Source organism: Xanthomonas sp. F14 (assembly GCF_014199865.1).
The window spans coordinates 220,059-243,670 of sequence record NZ_JACHOM010000003.1; the positions used below are offsets into that span (position 1 = coordinate 220,059).

The 23,612-nt window shown below is 66.3% G+C and carries 12 protein-coding genes; 2 read left to right on the top strand and 10 right to left on the bottom strand.

Translation table 11 applies throughout. From position 1 onward, the window contains the following. Positions 1 to 68: 68 nt before the first annotated feature. Together GGR73_RS12410 and GGR73_RS12415 are read left to right on the top strand one after the other, a co-directional pair. A complete protein-coding gene (locus tag GGR73_RS12410) occupies positions 69 to 2,042 on the top strand; it encodes a transglycosylase SLT domain-containing protein (RefSeq protein ID WP_184457140.1) in 1,974 nt (657 codons plus the stop codon). Positions 2,043 to 3,032: 990 nt separating this feature from the next. Then, positions 3,033 to 4,265: a multifunctional CCA addition/repair protein gene (locus GGR73_RS12415; RefSeq protein WP_024940295.1), complete on the top strand. Its 1,233-nt coding sequence runs from the start codon at positions 3,033 to 3,035 to the stop codon at positions 4,263 to 4,265. 169 nt (positions 4,266 to 4,434) lie between these two features. Here GGR73_RS12415 and GGR73_RS12420 read toward each other — a convergent pair whose 3' ends face one another. From GGR73_RS12420 to GGR73_RS12465, 10 genes are all read right to left on the bottom strand, one after another. Next, positions 4,435 to 7,098 carry a TonB-dependent receptor gene (locus GGR73_RS12420; protein WP_184457141.1) on the bottom strand — a complete coding sequence of 888 codons (2,664 nt, stop codon included), beginning with the start codon at positions 7,096 to 7,098 and terminating at the stop codon, positions 4,435 to 4,437. A gap of 793 nt (positions 7,099 to 7,891) precedes the next feature. After that, entirely contained in the window at positions 7,892 to 9,046 is a 1,155-nt protein-coding gene (nagA, locus tag GGR73_RS12425) for an N-acetylglucosamine-6-phosphate deacetylase (protein ID WP_102255674.1), read from the bottom strand. Positions 9,047 to 9,048: 2 nt separating this feature from the next. Next, a complete protein-coding gene (locus GGR73_RS12430) occupies positions 9,049 to 10,077 on the bottom strand; it encodes an SIS domain-containing protein (protein ID WP_184457142.1) in 1,029 nt (342 codons plus the stop codon). A 5-nt stretch (positions 10,078 to 10,082) separates the two neighbouring features. Next, positions 10,083 to 11,150, bottom strand: a complete 1,068-nt coding sequence (locus tag GGR73_RS12435) for a LacI family DNA-binding transcriptional regulator (RefSeq protein ID WP_024940298.1) — start codon at positions 11,148 to 11,150, stop codon at positions 10,083 to 10,085. A 40-nt stretch (positions 11,151 to 11,190) separates the two neighbouring features. Then, entirely contained in the window at positions 11,191 to 12,468 is a 1,278-nt protein-coding gene (locus tag GGR73_RS12440) for a sugar MFS transporter (protein ID WP_039523493.1), read from the bottom strand. A 46-nt stretch (positions 12,469 to 12,514) separates the two neighbouring features. Next, positions 12,515 to 13,237, bottom strand: coding sequence for a GntR family transcriptional regulator (locus GGR73_RS12445; RefSeq protein ID WP_016900882.1), 723 nt, complete (start codon positions 13,235 to 13,237; stop codon positions 12,515 to 12,517). A gap of 260 nt (positions 13,238 to 13,497) precedes the next feature. Further along, the gene (locus GGR73_RS12450; RefSeq protein WP_184457143.1) at positions 13,498 to 14,664 is read right to left on the bottom strand and encodes a heparan-alpha-glucosaminide N-acetyltransferase domain-containing protein; all 1,167 of its coding nucleotides are present in this window, start codon (positions 14,662 to 14,664) and stop codon (positions 13,498 to 13,500) included. A gap of 121 nt (positions 14,665 to 14,785) precedes the next feature. Continuing rightward, the gene (locus tag GGR73_RS12455; RefSeq protein ID WP_184457144.1) at positions 14,786 to 17,221 is read right to left on the bottom strand and encodes an alpha-N-acetylglucosaminidase; all 2,436 of its coding nucleotides are present in this window, start codon (positions 17,219 to 17,221) and stop codon (positions 14,786 to 14,788) included. Beyond that, positions 17,218 to 20,112 carry a beta-galactosidase GalA gene (galA, locus tag GGR73_RS12460; protein ID WP_184457145.1) on the bottom strand — a complete coding sequence of 965 codons (2,895 nt, stop codon included), beginning with the start codon at positions 20,110 to 20,112 and terminating at the stop codon, positions 17,218 to 17,220. The genes GGR73_RS12455 and galA overlap by 4 nt, the downstream gene beginning before the upstream one ends. A gap of 165 nt (positions 20,113 to 20,277) precedes the next feature. Then, positions 20,278 to 22,986, bottom strand: a complete 2,709-nt coding sequence (locus tag GGR73_RS12465; RefSeq protein ID WP_184457146.1) for a TonB-dependent receptor — start codon at positions 22,984 to 22,986, stop codon at positions 20,278 to 20,280. Between the last annotated feature and the right edge of the window lie 626 nt (positions 22,987 to 23,612).

The window sequence follows — 23,612 nt, forward strand, 5'->3', positions numbered from 1 at the left end:
GCGCTGGCGGGCGTCGATCCTGCGCGTATTCACTCAGGCGCGCGGGCGCGCTTCGGTATCATCGCGCAATGACTTATGCCCCCCGTCTTGCCACTGTTTTCGTCGGCCTGCTGTGCCTTGGCAGCACCACGCTGCATGCCCAAAGCCTCGACCCGCAACTGACCGCCATGCGCGATGCCATCGCCGCCGCAGAGCGCGGCCAGTCCGATGCCGGTCAGCTCGGTGCCCTGAGCCGTCACCCGCTCTATGGCTGGCTGGAATTTGCCACGCTCAAGCGCAATATCGACAACGTCTCCAACACGCAGGCACAGGGATTTTTGCAGCGTTATGCAGGCCAGCCGGTGGCCGAAAGCTTCCGCAGCACCTGGTTGCCGGCGGTGGCGCGTCGTCAGGACTGGACCACGTTGCTGGCCAACTGGAAACCCACCGACAACGTCGGCCTGCGCTGTGCGCAGCTGACCGCGCGACAGGCAACCGGCAAGCTGGATGCGCAGTGGAGTCGCGATGCGTTGGCGTTATGGCGTACCGGCAAGGGCCTGCCCGATGCCTGCGATCCGGTGGTCGCCGGGCTGGAGTCGCGCGGCGAGCTCACTCCGGCGCTGCGCTGGGAGCGCGTGGAGGCAGCCGCCGATGCACAACTGCCTGCGGTGATGCGCACGGCCGCACGCGGTCTGCCGGCAGCCGATCTGGCCCTGGCCAACGATTACGCCGCGTTTCTGGACAAGGTGCATCCGCGTGCATCGAGCTGGCCCAGGACCGAGCGCAGCCGACGCATCGCAGTCGATGGCCTGGCCAAGCTGGCCAAGAGCGACCCGGATGCGGCCGAGCAGCAGTTGCCGCAGCTGGCCAGCGCGCTCGGTTTCAGCGAGGCGCAGCGCGGCCAGGTGCTGTACCAGATCGCGCTGTGGACGGTGGCGTCGTACCTGCCGGATTCGGCGCGTCGCCTCAATGCAGTGCCCGATGCCTCGTACGACGAGCGCCTGCACGAATGGCGTGCGCGCGAGGCGATGGCGCGCGGCGACTGGCCGGCCGCCTTGGCGGCGATCCGCAAGATGCCCGCCAGCCAGCGCAGCGATTCGCGCTGGCAGTATTTCGAGGCGCGCCTGGCCGAGAAGACCGGCGCTGCCGCGGCCGCGCAGCCGCTGTATCGCGCAGCCGCGCAATCGCCGACCTTCCACGGCTTCCTGGCCGCCGATCGTCTGCAGCAGCCTTATCGGCTGTGCCCGTGGGAGCCCAAGGACACCCCGCAGGCCAAGGCCGCCGTCGCGCGCGATCCGGCGTTGCTCCGTGCCATCGCCTTGTTCCAGATCGACCGCCCCGGTTGGGCCGTGGCCGAGTGGAACGATGCCGCAAGCCGCTTCGACGACACCCAGCGCCGGCTGGCGGTGCAGGTGGCCAGCGAGAATGGCTGGTTCGATCGCGCAGTGTTCGCGCTCGGCAAGCAGCCGGACGAACAACGCCTGTATGCATTGCGCTTTCCGCTGCATCACGACGACAGCATTCGCCGCGAAGCGGCCAAGAACGCGATCGACCCGGCCTGGGTGGCAGCGGAGATCCGTGCCGAAAGCATCTTCAATCCGCGCGCCCGCTCGCCAGCCAACGCGATGGGCCTGATGCAGGTATTGCCGGGCACCGGCGCGGCCGTGGCCAAGGGCATCGCCCTGCCTGGTTACGCGGGCGCCACCAGTCTGTACGAGCCGGACACCAACATCGCCATCGGCACCGCCTACCTGCGCCAGTTGCTCAATACCTACGGCCTGCCCTACCTCACCATCGCCGCCTACAACGCCGGCCCGGGGCCGACCGGGCGCTGGCAATCGCAACGGCCCAACTTCGAGCCGGACTTCTGGATCGAGACCATCAGCTACAAGGAAACCCGTGAGTACGTCGCGCGCGTGCTGGCTTTCAGCGTGATCTACGACTGGCGGCTCAACGGCGACATGCTGCCGCTGAGCGATCGCCTGATGGGCAAGCTGGTGGACAAGCGCCTGAAACCGGTGTGCACGCCAGGCCAGGCGACCAATAACGCGGCGCAGGACTGAGCTCCCAGTCAGCCGCCGAACATGGCGGCCGGATGAGGTGGTCGTGCTTGCGCGGTTGCGCGTGGTTGTCTTGGCCTGGGGCGCAAGCTAGGCGATGCCGCTCTGGTACTCGCCTTTCGTTCGCTCCTAGGCTTGAAGCTCTGTGGCTCTGTGGCTCTGTGGCTGTGTGGCTGTGAGACTGTGAGACTGTGAGGCTGTGAGGCCAACCAGGCTTTTCCCTTCCTTGCGTTGTTTCGGTGCATCGAAGGCTCGGGTCGTCGAGGGCGCGGTGCCCTCACCGCTTGCGGGACACGCCGTGAATCCGTCCGTGGAGGCTCGGTGGCGGCATCCGTGCCGCCACACGGTCCCGCAACCGGCAAGGACACCGCACCAGAAGGTTGGTCGGTAGTCACGTGAAAGTAGCTTGTTACACGACGTGCATTGGACGTTGGCCGTTGGGCCGGGCAAGTACATCACTATCCGAAGTGCACATCACGCACTGCTCTTGCCCATGCGCAGCAGACATCCCGACTGGTTGCCGCTCAACGCGCATCGCGCATTGAACCGGCGCATCGGCATCAAACACCGCGCATCAAGCATTGCGCTTAGCTGTGCGCACCGACCATCTCGACTGGTCCTTGCCCGCTCACCGTCGCGGGACCTTACGCGGCATGGATGCCGCGTAAGAGCCTACAGGGACGTACTTGCGGCGTGTCCCGCGAGGGTGGGCGGGCAAGGGCCCTGCAGCAAAACCACACATCACCCCCGCTCTACAGCTGATCTATCCGCAAAGCCGTACTGCCTTGCGGCATGTCCCGCGATGGTGGGCGGGCAAGGGCCCTGCAGTAAAGCCACACATCACCCCGCCCTCCAGCGGATCTATCCGCAAAGCCGTAGATCGTCCACTGTGCCTTACGGCATGTCCGCGATGGTGGGCGGGCAAAGGCCCTGCAGCCAGGCAGTGGATCAGTCGCTCTACGACGCACGCACCGCATCGGGCATCATGTCGCGATGAAGATCTATCTTGTTGGCGGCGCAGTCCGCGATGCCCTGCTTGGCCAGCCCGCTGGCGACCGCGACTGGGTGGTGGTCGGTGCCGATCAGGCGCAAATGGAACGCCTGGGCTTCAAACCGGTGGGGAAGGATTTCCCGGTGTTCCTGCATCCGCGCAGCGGTGAGGAGTATGCGTTGGCGCGTACCGAGCGCAAGTCCGGGCGCGGCTATCGCGGCTTCGTGGTGGATGCCGATCCTTCGGTGACGCTGGAGGAGGATCTGCTGCGCCGCGACTTCACCATCAATGCGATCGCACGCGACGAGGACACTGGCGAGTTGTTCGATCCGTATGGCGGCGCGCGCGATCTGCAGGCGCGCGTGCTGCGGCACGTGGGGCCGGCCTTTGTCGAAGATCCCGTGCGCGTATTGCGCGCTGCCCGCTTCATGGCACGGCTGGCACCGCTTGGTTTCACTGTCGCGCCAGAGACCGCAGCACTGATGCGCGAGATGGCCGCCAGCGGCGAGCTGGACAGCCTGGTGCCCGAACGTGTGTGGCAGGAATTGCGCCGCGTGCTGGAGAGTGCGCAGCCGTCGGCATTCCTGCGCACGCTGCACGACACCGATGCGCTGCGCGTCATCCTGCCCGAGATCGATGCGCTGTATGGCGTGCCGCAACGTGCCGAGTTTCATCCGGAGGTGGATACCGGCATTCACCAGGAAATGGTCAGCGACATGGCCGCGCGACTGGCGCCCGGCGACGCGCTGGTGGGCTTTGCCGCATTGACCCACGACCTGGGCAAGGCGCTCACGCCGGCGGAAGAATGGCCGCGCCACATCATGCACGAACAGCGCGGCGTTGCCCCGCTGCAGACATTGTGCGAGCGGCTCAAGGTGCCACAGGATTATCGCCAGCTCGCCATCACCGCCTGCCGCGAACACTTGAACGTGCATCGCCTGGCCGAACTGCGCGACCGCACCGTGCACGAGCTGCTGGTGCGCTGCGACGCGTTTCGCCGCCCCGAGCGCATCGCGCAACTCGCGCTGGTCTGCGAAGCCGACAAGCGTGGCCGGCTGGGCAGCGAAGACGCCGCATATCCGCAGGGCGAACAGCTCAAGCATCTGCACGCCGCCGCGCTGGCCATCAATGCGCGCGACCTGGCTGCACAAGGCCTGCAAGGCCCGCAGATCGGCGAGGCATTGGCGAAGGCGCGGATTGCGGCGATTGCGGCCGCAAGAAAGGCCGGCACATAGCCGATGCATCGCGCATACCGTTGTCGCAACACGACAGGGATATAGCCGTGCCAAGCAAAGCGTTGCCGCTCAGATCCGGACTAGCGAAAGATCCCCGGGTCGAAATTGCAACCGCGAGCCGCCGCCATTGCAACAAGGCGGCTGCCCGAGAGCAGCCGCCCGGCCGACGTCACAGCTTGAAATTCAAGCTCAGCATGAAGGAGCGGCCGTTCTTGTAGATGTAGTACGGCTGGTTCTTGTTGCCGATGTAGCTGAAGTAGGTTTCGTCCAGCAGATTGGTGGCTTCCAGCGCCACGCGCAGGCGCTCGGTGGCCTGGTAGCCGAACGAGGCATCGACCTGGGTGAATGCATCGGTCATCTGCTGGCCGTTGAGGCGGCCAATCTGGGTGAAGTATTCCGAGCGCCAGCCCAGATTCACCCGCGCGCTCCATTTGCCCTGCTCGTAGTACGGGCTGATGTTATAGGCGTTGCGCGAGTTGTACGGCAGGCTGTAATCGCCGTCGGTCCTGGAATCGGAATAGGTGTAGTTGGCCACCACGCCGAACCCGTTGCCGAAGTTGTGCTGCAGGTTGAGCGCAACGCCGCGCACCTTGGCATCGCCGGCGTTGGTCGGCACGGAGGTCTGATAGGTGCTCGAGCCGCCGGTGGCGTTGTTGAAGAACACCCGGTCTTCCACCGTGGTCAGGATGTAGTTGGAGATATCGCGCGAGAAGAACTCGCCGCTGAGCAGGCTGCTGTCGGAGAAGTACCACTCCAGCGATGCGCCCAGGTTGGTGGACTCGTACGGACTCAATCCAGAATTGCCCGTGGACGCGGTGAGCGTGGTGTCGTCGGTGGCCACGTACGGGGTCATGTTGGTGTAGCGCGGCCGTGCGATCACCTTGGACGCAGCAAAGCGCAGCATCAGATCGTCGCGCAGGTCGTAGGCGATGTTGAAGGACGGCAACCACTTGCCGTAGCTGTTGAGGAAGTTGACCGGCGTATAGCCGCCACCGGGCGCGTAGCTGAAACCATCGGTGGAATCGCGGGTGTGCACGTAACGCACGCCAACGTTGCCGCGATAGCGCTCGCCGGAAAAATTGCCCTGCAGGAACCAGGCGCGGTTCTGCTCTTCGATGCTGTAGTTGCCGGCGTAGCTGATCGGCAAGCCGTCATCGCCCTCCAGGCCACCGATGTACTGGCTGATGGCGCCGCTGTTGATGGTCGACCAGCGCTGCATGTCGGCGCTGGTCGACAAGCCGTCCAGATAGCCCGATGGCGTGGTGCCCGGCGAGAACGCGGCCAGCGTGCTGCCGTCGTTCGGGGTCCAGGTGCGGCTGTAGGAGGACTGCCCGGTGGCATGATTGGTCAGCTTGATGCCGGTCAGGATCTGGGTGAACGGCCCCCACTCCACCGCATGGTCGAAGTCCAGCTGCAGGTAGCGTTCCTTGTCGTACTGCGGGCTGTGGCTGGCCGAGGCATTGTTGAGCTGCATCGCCGCCGCGTTGGTGGGGTCGGTGCTGTAGTCCATCGCGGTACGACGCCCGTCGATGTTATAGCTGTAACCGGCGAGATTGCGGAACTGGATGCCGTAGATGCGCTCGGCACCGCCCTGTGAACTGGTGTAGCCCACCTGGCTGGACGCATTCCAGCCATCGCCATGCCAGTCGGCGCGTAGATGGATGCTGCCGGTGCTGACCTCGCTGTTGCGCAGGTAGCCGTCCAGGTAAGTGTTGGACTGGTCGCCGAACGTACCCGAGGTCGCCACGCCGTTCTCGAAGCCCAGCGCCTGCGCATCGCCGGGGGTGGAACCCCAGTAGCCATAGCGGCTCTGGTTGTAGTTGTCGAAACTTTCCTTGACGTACAAACCGGTCAGGTTGAGCTCGAAATCGGCATCCGGCTTCCACTGCAGCGCCGCGCTGACGCCGTCACGCTTGCGCGTCTGCTGGAACAACGCGGTGTTGATCGAGGTCGGAAACACGCCGGTGTTGTTGCCGACCACGGCCGCCGGAAACCCCGCGCCTTGCACATTGTCGTAGCCGAAGATCTCCACGCCATCGCGGCGCAACACGCGCTGCGAATGCATCACCGAGGTGAGCACACCGAGCGTTTCATCCTGGTTCTTCCAGCTGTACAGCGCCGAGGCATTCGGCTTGCCCTGCTCGGAACGATCGTTGTAGCCGTAGCTCAGCGTGCCGGTCAGCGTGTTGCGCTCAAGGTCCAGCGGCTTGCGCGTGTGCACGATCACGGTGCCACCGATGGAGCCCTCGTCGATGCGTGCCTCCGGTGTCTTGTAGACCTCCATCAGGCCGACCACTTCCGGCGCCAGCGTGCTGTAGTTGAACGAGCGGCTATCCGGGTCGTTGGGATCGCCGCCCCAACTGGTGGAGGCAATGGTCTGGCCGTTGAGCAGCACGCGATTGAGTGCCGGATCGGTGCCGAGGATGCTGACCTTCTCGCCTTCGCCGAACTGGCGATCCACGGTGATGCCGGACAGGCGCGACAGCGACTCGGCGACGTTGGTGTCTGGGAATTTGCCGATGTCTTCGGCGCTGATCGCATCGACGATCGCATCGGCATTGCGCTTGACGTTGAGTGCCTTGCCGAGGCTGGCCTGATAGCCGACGACCTTGACCTCGTCCAGCGTGGACACCGAGGGATTGGTTTGCGCGGGCGCCTGTTCCTGCGGGGCTGCAGCCTGCTCCTGCGCACCTGCGGGCAACGCGGCAAGACCTGCCAGGGCAGCGCCACCGATCAACAGGCCGCGGACTGCAGTGCTCAATGGAGTACGACGCAGCGGGTGCGCATGACAGAACAGGTGACGGGACAACTCGAATACACGGGAAGACGGCATTGCGTAGACCTCTTGACGGATGTCAGGTGGCAACCATGTGGTTGCACGACAACGCGCGGTGCGCGTGACATGCCCGCACTCCGTCCCCTGTGCCGGATGCGAGCAGCGTCCCGCACTGCCGTAGCGGCATGCGGGTCAGCGCCAGTCCGACCAGCGGCCGGACGACAACGCTTTCAAGAATTCAGAAGTGGCTCCTGCTCGCTGACAACGTTATCAGCGAAGGTGCCTTTCGCAGCCGGGCCTGTCAACTCGCTGCCACAAAAGCCCAGTTTCATGCCTGAAACCGCACCGGCGATGCAGATATTGGAATGACAGCGTGATCGTGTTCGCACTCATGTGCATCGACGATGCAGACCACTGCGCGTAGCGACCTGATGCCACAAGGCTGCGCAGCCGGATGTTGCGATGCAGAGTGTGTTGCAGGCTTTGATGTGGTGGATGGTGTACGCAACGCCTCGCCAAACCACTGCGATTGCAGTGCTGACCTGCGGCAAGCGCATACGGCTGCAGTCATCGTCGAGCGTCTACTGCAACGGAAAGCGCGTCGGTTGCACTACGTGTTGCGTGACGTCGGAAGCGCCCGGGTTCTGCTTGGCTGCTCCAGCGTTCGACACTGATGCCTTTCCGGAGCTTGGCGAAAGCACGCCCTGCACTCGCGCACGCACGCACGCACGCACGCACGCACGATCATGCTGCAGCGTACCGACGATGGCGGTTCACCGCAGACACGACCGCAAACAAGGTTTCAAACGCATCGCGCCGCACGAACGGGTTCGTGCGGCGGCGAGCGGACTTAGTCGCGCTGCCCGGCGACCCAGGTGGCGAGTACCTGCACGTCGGCATCCACCAGCACCAGGTCGGCCTGGTAGCCGGGTGCAATGCGGCCCAGGCGCTGGCCCAGGCCGATGCATTGCGCCGGATAAGTGGACGCCATGCGCGCAGCTTCGGCCAGGTCCACGCCCAGCCACTGCACGCTGTTGCGCACGGCCGTGGCCATGTCCAGCGCCGAGCCGGCCAGTGCGCCGTCGGCATTGCGTACCACGCCGTCCACGGCGGTGATGGTTTCGCCGTACAGGTCGAAACTGGGGCTGTCGGCACCGACCATCGGCATGGCGTCGGTGACCAGCAACAGCTTGCCGCGCGGTTTGGCGGCCAGCGCCACGCGCAGGCTGGCCGGGTGCACGTGCACGCCATCGACGATGATGCCGCACCACACATCGGGGTCTTCCAACGCGGCGCCGACCGCGCTGGGCTCGCGCCCGGCCAACTGCGACATCGCGTTGTACAGATGGGTGAAACCGCTGACGCCGGCGGCAATGCCGTCGCGCGCCTGCTCGTAGCTGGCCGCGGTGTGGCCGGCAAACACGATCGCGCCGCCGGCGACGAAGGCGCGGATGTCGTCCAGCGGCACGCGCTCGGGTGCGAGCGTGATCAGGGTGACGCCGTTGTCCAACGAGGTATCGACGGCAATCTCGTGCGCGTCGGGCAGGCGGAACTTGTGCGCGTCGTGCGTGCCCTTGCGGGCCGGGCTCAGGTACGGGCCTTCCAGATGAATGCCGAGCACGCCGGGCACGCCTTGCGCGATGGCTTGGCGCGTGGCGGCGATCGCCTCGGCCATCACCTCGGCGGTGTCGCTGATCAGCGTCGGCAGCATGCCGGTGGTGCCGTAGCGGCGATGCGCCGCCGCGATCGTAGCCAGCGCCTGCGGGTCGCGCGCATTGTTGAACAACACGCCACCACCGCCGTTGACCTGGATGTCGATGAAGCCGGGCAGCAAGGTGGCGCCGCCCAGATCCACGCGCGTATGCGCCTGCGCAACCCGCGCATCGTCGGCCGCCACCACCGCCTGGATCTGCGTGCCGGCCAGCAGCACCACCAGCCCATCCTGCAAGCCGTCGTCGGTGAGCACGCGTGCATTGCACAACGCTTGAATCGGGGAAGCATCCATGTTCAAACGGTTTCCGTGACCTTGTTCAAGTGCGGCGGCAGATCGGGATTGTTGCCACGTTGCAGGGCCAGCGCGTTGATCGCGCGGTAGAAGCTCTGCACGGTCAGCAGCGGCGCGCTGGCCGGGTGCGCCGCATCCACGAGCGGCAGGTCGCCGTCAGGGGCGGCCAGCCATACCTGCGCGCCACGCGCACGGAATTCGGCCGCGAGCGCACGCGTGCCGGCGCCGGTTTCGTCGGGCTGGGCGAACACCAGCACCGGGAAGCCCGGCCCCACCAGCGCCATCGGGCCGTGCTTGACCTCGGCCGAGCTGTACGCCTCGGCATGCAGGCCGCAGGTTTCCTTGAACTTCAGCGCCGCTTCCTGCGCCGCGCCCAGGCCCAGGCCGCGACCGAGCACGAACAGGTTGTGTGCCGGCACCAGGCCGGCAGTGAGCGCGGACCAGTCGGCCTGCCAGGCGGCGCGCAACTGCTGCGGCAGTGCCTCTACCGCCGCGAGCAGGGCCGGGTCGTTCTTCCACACCGCGCCCAGGTGCAGCAGCGCAGCCAGCGAGGCGAGATAACTCTTGGTGGCAGCGACGCTTTTTTCCGGGCCTGCGCCCAGCGGAATCACCACCTCGGCCAGCTGCGCCAGCGGTGAATCCTCGACGTTGACCAGCGCGACCACGCGCGCGCCGGCCGCCTTGGCGGCCTCGGCATTGCGCAGCAGGTCCGGGCTCTTGCCCGATTGCGAGATCACGATGTACAGCGCACCGCGCAACTGCAGCGGCGATGCGTAGACCGAGCCCACCGACGGCGATGCAGAGGCGGTCACGATGCCCAGTTGTGTTTCGAACAGATACTTGGCGTAGGTCGCTGCGTGATCGGAACTGCCGCGTGCACAGGTCACCACGAACGGCGGCGGCGTATCGCGCAGCGACTGCGCGAGGGTGGCGACGGTGTCGGCATTGCGGGCGAACTGTGCGGCGACCACGTCAGCGGTCTGCGCCGCCTCGCGGAACATCAAGGTCTCGGTTTCGGTGGGAAGGCTCATCGTGCTCAGGCGGATTCGGGAGGAAGGGATTTGGCGGACGGCGTCTGCGCCGGTGCAGTGGAACCGCGCACCACCAGCTGCGGCACGAAGCCGCGGTTCTGCAATTGCGCGGGCTGGTCGTCGTAGGCATCGCTGCGCAGCTGGCTGATCAACAGGCGTGCGGCATGCCGCGCGATGTCGTCGGTGGCCTGCTTGGCGGTGGTCAGCGCCGGCCAGGACTGGCGCGAGAACGGGCTGTCCTCGAAACCGGCGATCGACAATTGATACGGCACGTTCATGCCGGTGGACTTGGCCGCGGCCAGCACGCCCGCGGCGATTTCATCGTTGCTGCCGAAGATCGCGGTCGGCGGCTCGCGCAACGACAGCAGCCGGCGCGCGCCACGGAAGCCGTCGTCGAAGGTGTAATCGCCGGGAATCACCAGGTGCTTGTCCAGGGTGATGCCGTAGTCCTTCAACGCCGCCTCGTAACCGGCGTAACGCTCGCCGCTGGAGCGGTGCTGCGGGCCACCCCACAGGAACCCGATGCGCTGATGGCCCAGCTGGACCAGATGCTCGGTGATCTCGTAGGCGGCAGCGCGGTCGTCGATATAGACGCAGGGGCCGTCGCCCGGATCGTCGGTGGCGGCGATGATGCGCACGCTCTTGATGCCGCGCGCAGCCAGGCCGGCCATCAACTCGGGGCGCTCGGACATCGGCGCGGTCAGCACCACGCCGGCCAGCCGCGAGCGCTGCACCCATTCGGCCAGTTCTTCGGCCAGCAATGGCGAGGTGGAATCGCAGGGATGGATCTGCAGGCCGAAGCCGGTTTCGCGGCAGGCGGCCAGCACGCCGTTCTGGATGCCGATGATGTGATACGGGTTGGGATTGTCGTAGACCAGGCCGATCACGAACGGCGTGCCGCTGCGCAGGTTGCGCGCGGACGGATCCGGTTCGTAGTCGAGATCGGCGATGGCGCGCAGCACGCGCGCGCGCGTGGCCTGCATCACCGACGGTTCGTTGTTGATCACGCGCGACACGGTCTTCAACGAGACCTTGGCGCGCTCGGCGACATCTTTGATGGTGGGCCTGCGCATGGGTGTGCCTTGTTCGTCGGAACGCATCATGCTGCCTGGTTCACTTGGCCTGGGCCGGCAGGCCCACACGGTAACCGCGCAGCGAATAGAACAGGATGTAGAGATAGCACGGCACCATCAGCGCAGCGAACACGACCTGGAAGTCGTAGTGCTGTTTGAGAATGGCGAACAGCTGCGGAATGATCGCGCCGCCGGCAATGCCCATGACCAGCAAGGCCGACCCGATCTCGGTGAAGCGGCCGAGCCCGCGAATGGCCAGCGGAAAGATCGCCGGCCACATCATCGCGTTGGCAAAACCGAGCGCGGCCACGAAGCCCACCGACACATAGCCGTGGGTCAGCAGCGCGCCCAGCGAAAACAGCACGCCCAGCAGCGCCGACACGCTCAGGTAGCGCGCCTGCGAGATCACACCCGGAATCAACGCCAGGCCGACGATGTAGCCAACCAGCATCGCGCCCAGCGTGTAGGAGGTGAAGATCTTGGTGCTGTCCAGCGGCAGATTGAAGCCGTGGCCGTAGGTGCCGATCGCATCGCCGGCCATCACTTCCACGCCTACGTAGACGAACAGGCACAACACGCCCAGCCACAGGTGCGGGAACTGGAAGATGCTGGACTTCTGCACGCCAACCGCGCTGCCGGGCGTGGCATTGGCCTCGGAGGCCCGCAGCTCCGGCAGCGGCGAGAACAGCACGCCGATCGCCAGCAACAGCAGCACGCCGGACATCACCAGATACGGTGCGTGGATCTTGGCGGCGAAGGCCGTGAGCAGCTGCTGCTTGGTCGCCGCATCGGCGCTGGCCACCTGCGCGGACAGATCGCCGATGCCGTGCAACACCAGCGAGCCGATCAGGATCGGCGCCAGGATGCCGGCGATCTTGTTGCAGATGCCCATCAGCGCGATCCGCCGCGCCGCGCTCTCGATCGGCCCAAGGATGCTGATGTACGGGTTGATCGCGGTCTGCAGCAGCGCCAGGCCGCTGCCGATCACGAACAGGCCGCCCAAGGCGCCCGGATACCAGCGCTGGGTGGCGAACTGGCCGAAGCCGGCCGCGCCCACCGCCATCACCACCAGGCTCAGCGCCAGCCCCTTCTTCATACCGGTGCGCTTGAGGATCCACGACGCCGGCAGCGCCAGGAAGAAGTACGACAGGTAGAACACCATCAGCACCAGGAAGGCATTGACCTCGTTGAGGTCGAACGCCAGCCGCACGAAGGTGATCAGCGGCCCGTTGATCCAGGTGAAGAAGCCGATGATGAAGAACAGCACGCCGACGATGGCGATCGAGACAACGGGATTTGCGGGCCTGGCGGTAGTCATGGATCGGCTGGCTCTTGAGTTGTCGGTTGGGGGGCGCCGCGCTGGATCAGCGACGCAGTTCGGCGACGAAATCGTAGAAATCGTTGTGGCAATAGGTGTCGGTCAATTCGATCGCGCTGCCGTCGCGCGCATAGCCCACGCGCACTACATGCAGGATCGCCTCGCCGGTCTTCATGCGCAGGTGTTCGGCCAGCCGCGCGGGCAGATTGATCGCGCGGAAGTACTGCAGCGCGCGCACCACCGGGGTGCCCTGCGCATCCAGGTAGCTGTAGAGCGAATCGCCGATCTGCTGCGGGTCGGCGACGATGCGCTGCGGCAACACCGCATGCTCGTAGGCCATGACCCGGTCGTCGGCGCTGCGCAGGCGGGTCAGCGAAGCCACCGCCGCATCCGGCGACAGGCCCAGCCGCAGGATCTCTTCGCCATGCGCCGGACGCAGCCGCCGCTCCAGCCAGCGCGTGCCGGGCTCGTAGCCCTTGATGCGCAGCGTCTCGCTGAAACTGGTCAGGCCGCTGAGCTGGTGCTGGATCTGCGTGGTGACGAAGGTGCCGGCGCCCTGCCGGCGCGAGACCAAACCCTGTTCGACCAGCACGTCCACGGCCTGGCGCAGCGTCACCCGCGAGATCTGCAGCCGCTCGCACAGCTGGCGCTCGGCCGGCAGCGCTTCGCCGGCCTTCCACTGCGCGCCGCGGATCTGCTCGTCCAGCTTGCTCGCCAGTTGCAGATACAGCGGCGTCGGCGCGGAGGCGTCCAGCGTCAGCGCGTCCATCCGGGGGTCGGTGTCCGTCCTGGCTTCGGTTTTCGGTTTGGCCATTGCCTGTCCTCCGGACCGACTTGGATTCGTTAGGTCCAATATAGTACCAATTTGCCTGCAGCGCATTAGCGGCTGTGGATCGTCGGGAGCGATGACAAGACTGGCTGACGCAGGTGTCCACCGCGCTGGTCAAGGGCGGGATGCATGCCGATGACCAGGCCGGTGCTGCACCGTCCGCGCGCCGGGGCTGCGTCACCGATTGCCGGGTCGGGCAATCACAGCCGCAGATACCAGCGCCGCCGATCCATCCACCAGCCCACGCACCAACACAGCAGCGTGTAGCTCATCGCGCACAGCAGCGACCCGAGCGGGCCCGGCGCGATGGTCTGGAACACGCGGATGCCGGCCCAGGCGTACAGGTCCAGCCCGGAGCTGCCGGCCGGAATCAGCCGCAGCACCACCACGAACAGCTCGGAGAACAGGTAGATCGCCAGCGGGTTGCGCCCCAGCACGGTGAAGAAGCCGCTGCCGCCGCTCCAGCCGCGCAACTCCAGCAGGTAGACCAGGACGCCCAGCGCCAGCAGATCCAGGCCTACCGTGCAGGCGACGAACGACCCGCTCCAGAGCTTCTTCGACAGCGGCCAGGCCGGGTGCCAGAGCAATGCCAGCAGCACCAGCCCCGCGCCCGCCAGCAACAGGCTGCGCGTGGTGGCACCGGTCTTGCCGTGCCGCTGCAGGAAGCGCCCGCCCAGATAGCCGGCCAGCACGTTGACCGTGGCCGATAGCGTGCCAAGCAGGCCCTCGGGGTCGAAGCCGCCATCCTTGCGATACAGGTGTGCGCGCCCGTACAGCCACAGGTCCAGCCGGGTGCCGGCGTTGCCGGTCTTGCTCAGCTCCGCACCGGGCTCGCCAAAGACGTACAGCAACGCCCAGTAGCCCAGCAGCAGCGCGACGCAAACTGGCGCGATAGCGCGTGGCGGCAGATAGCGCACCAGCAGCGCTGCGAGCAGATAGCACAGGCCGATCCGCTGCAGCACGCCGGTCAGGCGGAGTTGATCGACTGCAGTGAACGCCCATCCACCATCGGGCTGCGGGTGGAAGAACGGAAACCAGTACATCAGCACGCCGCACATCACGATCAGCGCGGCGCGCTTGCCCACGCGGGCGAGGAACTGCCGGTGCGGCGTGCCGGTGGCCAGCGCAAAACTCATCGCGCTGCCGACGGCGAACAGGAACGAGGGAAACACCAGATCGGCAAGCGTGAAGCCGAACCAGGCCGCGTGGGTCAGCTGCGCATATGGCTGCGCGCCGGGCCCGGCGGTGTTGACCAGGATCATCAGGAAGATGGTCAGGCCGCGGAACACGTCCAGCGACAGGAAGCGTTCGCGCCTGGGTGCTGCGGTTGCAGCGCCAGCTGCAGCGGGGAGTGTTTGTGCGCTCATTGCAGTTCCTTGCCCAGCGACTGCAGGTGGCGGCGGCGTGCAGACGTGCTGCCCGTGACGAGCGTCATTGCATCGGCGCGGAAGCGCTCACGTCGGGCCACGACGTACGATACGCATCTGCTCATTGGGCAGTACCTTGCGTGGTGCCGCGAATGGCACCGTGCGCCATGCCGTGCACGTCGCCTTGGGCAATGCCTTGCGTTGCACTGTGCGTACTGCCTTGCACATTGCGTTGCATGGCACGTTGCAAACCATCATGCGCGTCCACCTGCGCCAGCAAGCCGCGCAGCAAGGTCAGTGGGTCGCGGGGTGGCTGTCGCTTCGGCACTTCGTCCTGCGCGGCCCATTGGCGCTCCCACGCGGCAAGCTGCGCGTTGACTGTCGCTGCGTCGAACGGTGTGCCCGCCTTGCGTGCCGCGCGGTATGCGCCGAGAAAGCGCGTCCAGCGCTGCAGATAGAAATCCGCGTACATGCCCTGCCATGCCTTGGACGCGTAATCGGCCAGATTGCCGTCGCCGCCCCAGATGCTGACCTGCGCACGTGCATTGCCGACATAGGCACGCCGCAGTGCGGCATCGTTGCCGGCGGCTGCGGCGGCCTGGCCGCTCCAGTCGGCCAGGGTTTCGTGCTGGCCGCCGACCAGTGCATCCAGCCCCTGCACCAGTTGCGTGGTGCGCGCCAGCAGCGCATCGCCACGTGCGAACTCGCCGGCGTCGTAGGCCTGCACCACCGCCTGCAACTGACGGTCGGCGTGCAGGCTCAGGTAATGCCGTGCGTCTTCGATCAGGTCGTAACGGTACAGCGGCGCGTCGGCATAGCGGTCGGCCTGCTGCAGCAACGCGTCGATGGCGCGGCGCAGGCGTTGCGGATCGCCGGGGCGGTCGTCGAAGCCAACGATGTCGGCGGTTGGCCGCTTGAACAGCAGATACGCGCCGGCGCGCTTGTTCCACCAGCGCGGCGACCAGTAGCGGGTCTGGTAGATGCCCGCTTCCAGATCCGACCAGGCCTGCAGCAAGGCCGCATCGCTGCGGCCGTAGCGCGCGCGGGTGTATTGCGTGAGCCATTGCGACCAGGATTGCTGCGGGCCCTCCCAGGCCAGCGCGTAGAGATAGTCGTAGACCACCGAGTTGCTGTGCAGCCCTTCCGGAAACACGCCAAAGCCGCGCAGGTTGCGTTTGTCCGGATCGGCCAGCAAGGCCTGCAGATCGTGTCGATAGAACGCGAAGTCGCCGTACAACGGATTGCTGGCGCCGTAGTTGTGCACGTAGCCATAGATCCACTGCTTGTTGTCGAACGCCTGCGCCGCCTTCCAGGTGCCGGGATAGCGGTCGTTGCCGATGTCCAGCACCATCAAGCGCGCGTCGGGCACCTTGCCGAGAAACGCGGCGATCGCCTGCGGTTGCCAGAACTCGCGGTCGGCACCGAACAGCCAGCCCTGCATCACCCAGGTGGCCTGCGGATTGACCTGCGCGATAGAGCGATACAAGGCCTGCCCGTACTCGGCCAGGCGTGCATCGCGTTGCGCCGCCGGCACCGCCTTGGCACGTGCGGCATCGGAGTTGGCGATGCTGTCGCCGTACTTGGCGGCGGCCACGTCGCTGCCGTCGTCGGCCACCGGCGGCAGCATCTCGTTGAAGGCGTCGGCCAGATAGAACTCGCCTGCGCCGTAGGCCTGCGTGTACAGCTCCAGAAACCGGCGCGCGACCTGGGCGAACAACGGATCGCGCGGATCCAGCCAGTAGGTTTCGTGGAAACCTTCCCAGGCGCGCATGCGGTAGATGCGCGCGTTCGGATGCGCCTGCGCGAATGCCTTGGGCACGTAGCCGGCAAACGCCGGCAGCACCGGCTGCATGCCCAGCTCGCGCATGCGGGTGAGGATCTGCGTCTGCAGCACGCGCTTGCTGTCGATCCATTGCTGCGGCAACGGTGCGCCATAGCCTTCGATATTGCCCATGCGCTGCCACGGGGTGAAGGCGGGGCCGGAGAAATACTCTGCCAGCGCGTCATCGCCCACGCCGAACTCACGCCACAGCGCCTGCCAGATCGCCTCCTGCCCTTCCATCGCCAGCGGCATGTCGATGCCGTGCAGCGCCATCCAGTCGATCTCGCGCTGCCAGCGCGGCCAGTCCCAGAACGGCGTGGTGTAGCCATAGGTGCAGGTGTTGAGATAGGCCCGATGCGCAAACGGCGTGCGCACCTGGCCGCTGCTGTAGGCCGGCCATTGCGCCGGCAGCGCCACGCGGTCGCCTTCCCAGCTCATCGAGGCCGCACCGGCCTGGCCCAGATAGGCGTAGGCGCCACGCGCCAAGGCCACCTGCGAGGAGCCGGCAATGCGCACCGTGTCGCCGCCGGCATCGATGCGATACCAGTCCGCGCCGTCGCCGCGCGGTGCCACGCGCATCTCGAACTGGGCGGCGCGTGCGCCGATCAGGCGTTGCAGCACCGCCTGTGCGGGTGGTGTGGCCAGCACGGTGAGGGGAATGGCGAGCAAGGCGCCCAGCACTGCGCCGGCGAACAGCCGCGCGGGCGAGGACGGGAAAAACGATGAGGTAATCATGGCGAGTTCCGATACTGCACGGTGACGACGTCGTGGAATCCAAACGGTTGATCCGCAGCGACCTGCAGGATCACCGCCAGCGTGCGCGCGCCGGTCGCGGGTGCAAGCGCCAACTTGATCGGTGTGCCGGCCGCCGCCTGCGTCACTGCACGGCCATCCAGAAACACCTGCGCCGGCCCGCTGAGGCGGCCCAGGTCGAGCATGCCGCCGTGGGCCTGCACGCCTTGCCACGGCGTGAACCGGGTGCGGTACAACACGTAGCCGGCGCGTTCGGGCGCGGTTTCCAGGGTGCCGGGCAACGTGTTGCTCCAGCTGTTGTTGTCGTTGGGGCGGCGCGAGAGATCCGGCGCCGGCGGCTGCGCGAAGGCGGCGGTGTGGCGCCAGCTCTCGACCACCATCACCGGCGCCACGATCGGCACCGCGGCTGGCAGCGGCACCGTCACGCACGCGATCTCGACCACCGCATCGCGCACGCCTGCGCTGCGCGCCTGCAGCCGTAATACGCCTGCGCCACGCTCGGCCTGCACGATCGCCTGCGCCAGCCCGTTGAACAGGGCCACTTGCATGCCCCGATCGGCGGCGTGTGCATTCGGGTCGCCATTGCCAACCCCCAGCAAGCGGCCGCCGCTGATCTGCAGCGTCAGCATTGCATTGCAATCGGGCACGTGGCGACCTTGCGCATCCACCGCTTCCAATGTCACCGGCTGCGCATCGCGGCCATCGCCGCGTAGCTGGGGGCGGTCGGGCGTGAGCCGCAGCGCAACCGCTGCGCCGGTGGTTTCCACCCGCGTACGCGCCACCTCGCGGCCGTCGCGCCAGGCCACCGCCTCCAGCACACCCGGCGCATAGTCCACCTGCCACTGATTCATCTGCGCGCGATCCACCGCCTGTTTGCCCAGCGAGCGGCCATTGAGCCACAGCTCCACCTGCATGGCATTGCAGAACGCCATCACCTTGATCGGCCGGCCCTCGCGGCCGGGCCAGTTCCAGTGCGGCAACAGGTGCAGCACCGGCGCGTCGTCGATCCACAGCGCGCGGCGCAACCAGTAGGCACCCTTGGCAAATCCGCATTGATCCATGATGCCGAAGAACGCGCCCACCGACGGCCATTCGAACGGCGTGGGTTCGCCGCGATAATCGAAGCCGGTCCAGACGAAGCTGCCGGCGACGAACGGGCGTTCGGCAATCAGCTGCCAGGCACGGCGGTGGGTATTGCCCCAGTCCGCGGCCAGGCTGTCGTCTTCGGCCACCACGTGCGCGTCCAGGTCGGTGAACCACGCGCCGCGGGTCTGGAAGGCGCTGGTGTCCTCGCTGGACAGCATCGGCGTGCGCGGCCGCGCCGCATGCACGCGGTCGTAGTTGAACTGGCGGTAGTTGAAGCCGAGCACGTCCACCACATCGGCCGCGCCACGGGTGGCGAACATGCCGTCGTTCATGCCGGCGGTGATCGGGCGGCTGTCGTCGAGCGCGCGCACGGCGCTGGCGGCGCGCGCCATGATCGCGTAACCGGTGGCGGTGCCCTGCAGCGGCTCCTCGTTGAGCAGCGACCACAGGAACACGCTGGGATGGTTGCGCTGGCGCCGCACCATGTTCTGCAGCAGCGCCAAATACTCGGGTGCGGGATTGAATAGCCTGTTCTCGGCCATCACCAGCATGCCGAGCCGGTCGCAGGCCTGCAGCAGTTCCGGTGCCACCGCGTGATGCAGGCGGATGGCATTGCAGCCCATCGACTTCAAGCGCTGCAGGCGAAACGCGTGCAAGGCATCGGGCAGCGCCACCCCGACGCCGGCATGGTCCTGATGCAGGCATACGCCCTTGATCTTGAGCGGGCGGCCATTGAGGAAGAAGCCGTGGTCGGCATCGAAGCGCAGGCTGCGAAAGCCGATCTCGCACTCGGCACGGTCGCTGCGGCCGTCCGCGCCACGCACGCTGGCCTGCACGCGGTACAGCACCGGCGTGTCCACGCTCCAGCGCTGCGGTTGCGGCACCGACATGCTGATGGCCGCCTGCACGGTACCGAATGCAGCCACGCGCAGTTGCGTCTCGCCACTCGCCACGACAGCACCGTCTGGGTCGCGCAGCGCCACATCCACCCACGCCTCGGCAGGCCGTTCGCCGCTGTTGACCAGGTCCAGTTGCACCGGCAGCTGCCAGAGATCGCCCGGGCCTTCGCGCGGCACCGCCGCCAGGCCATCGCCGGCAATATGCAAGGGCGCACGCAGCACCAGCCAAGTGTGCCGATAGATGCCGCCGCCTTCGTACCACCAGCCATCCATCGCCTCGGCATCGACGCGGATGGCGATGCTGTTCACGGCATTGCCGTAGCGCGCGACCGGCGTGAGATCGATGACCAGCCCGTTGTAGCCGCTCCAGCTGCGCGCCATCAGCATGCCGTTGACCCACACGGTGGCATGGCTGGCGATGCCGTCCAGGCGCAGTTCCACCGCCTGGCCGCGCGCGGACTCGTCCAGCCGCAGCGTGCGCCGGTACCAGGCAATGCCGCGCGGGCGATAGCCCTGCGCGATGTTGGCGTCGGCGCGCACCGCCTGCTCCACCACGAAGTCGTGCGGCAGTTGCAACTGTCGCCAGCCGGTGTCGTCGTAGTCCGGCGCCGCTGCGCCCCAGGCGCGGCCGGCCTTGGCGTTGTCGTAGGTCTCGTCCTGCGCCAGCAGGCGCGGCGGCGGCAGATCGCCGGCATGGAAGCGCCAGCCCTCGTCCAGGTCCAGCCACTGGCCTGCGCCATCGGTGCCCGCTGGCGGTGGCGCGGGACGCGGCGTGCCGCCACTGCCCGCGCGTGTCGCTACAGCGTTCGCCGCGCCCGGCAGCAGCGCCGGCACGCCAAGCAGCGACGAGGCGCAGACGCTGCCGGCAAGGAACTCACGCCTGCGCATGATGGCGCCCGCCAGCCTGCACCGCAGGCGCGCTCCGTGACGCATGCCGCGCATCCACGCGCGCAGCCACTGCATGGCGCGCGTCCATCACACCTGCGGCATTGCCTGCGCTGCTGGCTGCCACCCGCAGCGATGCCTGCCGGCGCAGTGCTCGCTGGCCCGGCATCACAGCATGTCCCACTGCATCGACAGGTAGTAGCTGCGGCCGGTGACGCCGGTCATCTGCCAGCGGCTGGCGATGTCCTTGTAGGCCTGCTCGGTGCGGTTGGTGAGATTCAGACCACCGAGCTGGAAGCTCAGCCTGTCGTTGACCTGGTAGCCGAGCACTGCATCCAGCTGGGTGCGCGCCTTCATGGTGTGGCCTTCGCGCGCGAAGAAGCTGTCGCTGCTGTCCTGTTCGTACTCGCTGCGATGGTTGAGCGAAACGCGCGCCGAATAATGCGCACTCTCCCAGTACGCGGTGGCGTTCCAGGTCTGCTCGGACAGGTTGCGGATCTGGAAATCGGTATCGCGTTGCGGAATCACCCGGGTGAAGTTGGTGGTCACCCCGAAGCCGTCGATCGGCAGCCAGGCATCCAGTGATTGCGTCCAGCCCAGTTCGTAACCGCGGATCTTGACCTTGCTCGGGTCGTTGGTGGTGGCGGTGATCTCGTAGATATCGCCGCCACTGTCCACGCAGTCGCCGGCCGCGTTGCTGGACAGCGTGGTGCCGTTGAAGGCGGTCGGGCAGACGATGCTGTTGAAGGTGCCGTTCTTGATGTTCTTCCAGAAGCCGGCCACGGTCAGCGCGCCGCCGTTGCCGTAGTACCACTCCAGGCTCAGGTCGGCCTGGTCGGCGGTCAGTGCCTTCAGATCGGTCTGGCCCTGGGTGACGACATAGGTGGTGGTGCCGCCGGTATTGGTGCCGGTGGAGATGGTCGAGGCGATGGCGGTGTTGCTGTCCAGGATCGGCCGCACCAGCACCTTGGCGGCGGCAAAGCGCAGCAGCAGGTCGTCACGCATGTCCAGCACCAGATTCAGGCTGGGCAGCCAGTTGGAATACTCGTACGGCGCACGCGCGGTGCCGATCACCACATTGGCATCGTCGCTGGCGGCCTGCGCCTGGGTCAGGTAGGTGTCGGTGGTGCGCTTGGTGTTTTCGTAGCGCAGGCCGAGGTTGCCGCGCAGACGCATGCTGCCGATGTCGGTATCGATGCGCGCCATCGCATAGGCCGAGGAAATGTCGTTCTCGATGCTGTAGCTGCTCTGCGGTGCGAACAGCACCGGCACGCTGATGCCGGCGGCCGCCAGCGAGCGTGCGTAGGCCGCGATGTCCGGGGTGACCCAGCTGTCCTGCGAGGCCAGCTGCCCGTCGAGGAAGTTGCTGACCGTGCTGTTGGCGGCCGACAGCTCCGGGAACATGTCGAAGCCCGACACCGCACCGGTCCTGAGCAGATACAGAAAGTCGCGCCGGCGCACGTCGCGCTCGAAGGTTTCGCGGCGGTATTTGGCACCGAAGCGCACCGCATTCAATGCACCCAGTTCCAGATACCGTTCGGCATCCAGCTGCAGCGACCATTCCTTGTTGCTGAGCGACTGGATGGAGCCGTTGGGGTACTCGCTGCGCACCAGATTGCGCTTGTCCCAGGCGCTGGCATCGGTGGCGTCGGCATCGGTGGTCAGCGAGATCGCGTCGGGATTGGAGGTATCCAGCAGCGTCGCCGAGGGGATCCGGCCCAGGATCGCGGCGCGTTCGTTCTCGTCGGTCTTGCCCTGGGTGTAATTGGCCGCGCCGCTGAGCGTCCAGACATCGCCCTTCCATTTGAAGTCGTAGGTGAGCAACTGCGTGGACAGGTCGTGTTGTTCGATCTGGCGGTTGTTTTCCAGCCAGTAGTCCGATGCCGACACCTGCGTGGCGGTCAACCCGTTGGTCTGCAGCACCGTCAGCGGAGTGCGCTCGAACGAGTACACCAGCTGGTTCATGTCGTTGGCGGTCTTGTCCTGCGAATACAGCGCAGTGAGGTTCATCTCCAGCTGGTCGTTGGGCTTCCACTGCAGGCCGCCATTGAACATCTTGCGGGTGGTCTCGCGCTCGATCGAGCGATAGCGCGGACGACGCGGGATGTACAAGGTGCCGGCGTCGGTGTCCTGCGTGTACCAGCGGTCGATCCACAGATAATCGGCGCGGTCCTTGAGCTTTTGGTAGCCGGCACTGAGGAACACGCCCAGATCGCCGCCGCCGAACTTGAACTGGTCGATATAGGTCAGCACGCCCTTGGGCGTGGGCGAGCCACCGGCGAACTCTGCATATTGGGTCTTGGCCGAGAACAGCAACTTGGTCTGCTGGTAGTCCAGCGGTTTGGTGGTGTTGATGTTGACCGTGCCGGACAGGCCACCGGCATCCATGTCCGCCGACGGCGACTTGATGACCTCGATCCCGGCGGCCACTTCCGGCTGGATGATGTCGTAGCGGAACCCGTCGGTGAAGTCGGCGCTCTTGATTACCTGGCCGTTGATGGTGGTGGCCGAATACTGCGGGCCCAGACCACGCACGCTGATGGTGGAGCCACGCCCGTTGATGGTGGAGATCTGCACGCCGGGGATGCGCTGGATCGCTTCGGCGATGTTCTCGGCAGGAAACTTGCCGATGTCCTGTGCGGAGATGCCATCGGTCATGCGCACGTCGTCGCGCTTGTTGTCCATCGCGGTGATCAGGCTCTTCTGGTAGGAGCTGGTGACCTTGACGGTATCGAGCTGGGAGATCTGCGCCGATGCCGGCGGCGGCGATTGCTGCGTCTGCGCACTGGCACCGCAGGCAAGCAGCGACAGCGCGATGGCGACGGACAGCGAGGAGGGCGAACAACAACGCAACGAGGCACGCGGGACAGGTGACATGGGAGATCCTGAGGTGGAATGGCTGGACGACGACGCGGCTGGCATTCCGATCGATCAGCAAAGACAGATCACGACGCTGGGCAACCCACCCACACGCGCACAGGCCACCAGTTCCGGACGTGCGGAACCGCCTGCGATCTGTTGTCTGCGAGCACCCCGTACGGCCCCCCGTGGGTGCCGATGCCGCCTCCCTCCCAGGACGGACATCGCATGCCATTGCTGATCAACGGCCCTGACTGGCAAATACCAATTCAGTGGATTTGATTCTTATGGTCTTCAAAAGATCCTGTCAACAGTCACTGCCGAAAGTGTTTGACCGGCGGCTACGAACGCGTCTGAGCCCTGCTTTTCAAGACCTTCGACGGTGCACAAAGGATCATTTGGGTGCGTGGCGGGCATCGTTGTCACAGGACCAGTCGCTGACCAATCCCCGGTAACCAGACCAATTCCGGCGGGTCCGGAATGTGTGGGCCGCAGCACACGCGTTGCGGGCTGGATCACAGTCCATACCGCACGCTCCCGTGTATCGGAAGCAGCACTTCTGCCTTATCGAAGCAACCCAGCAACTGGCGCAATGAGTACGCAGGGTCCTACGCCGACAACGTTGTCAACGGATCAATGAACTG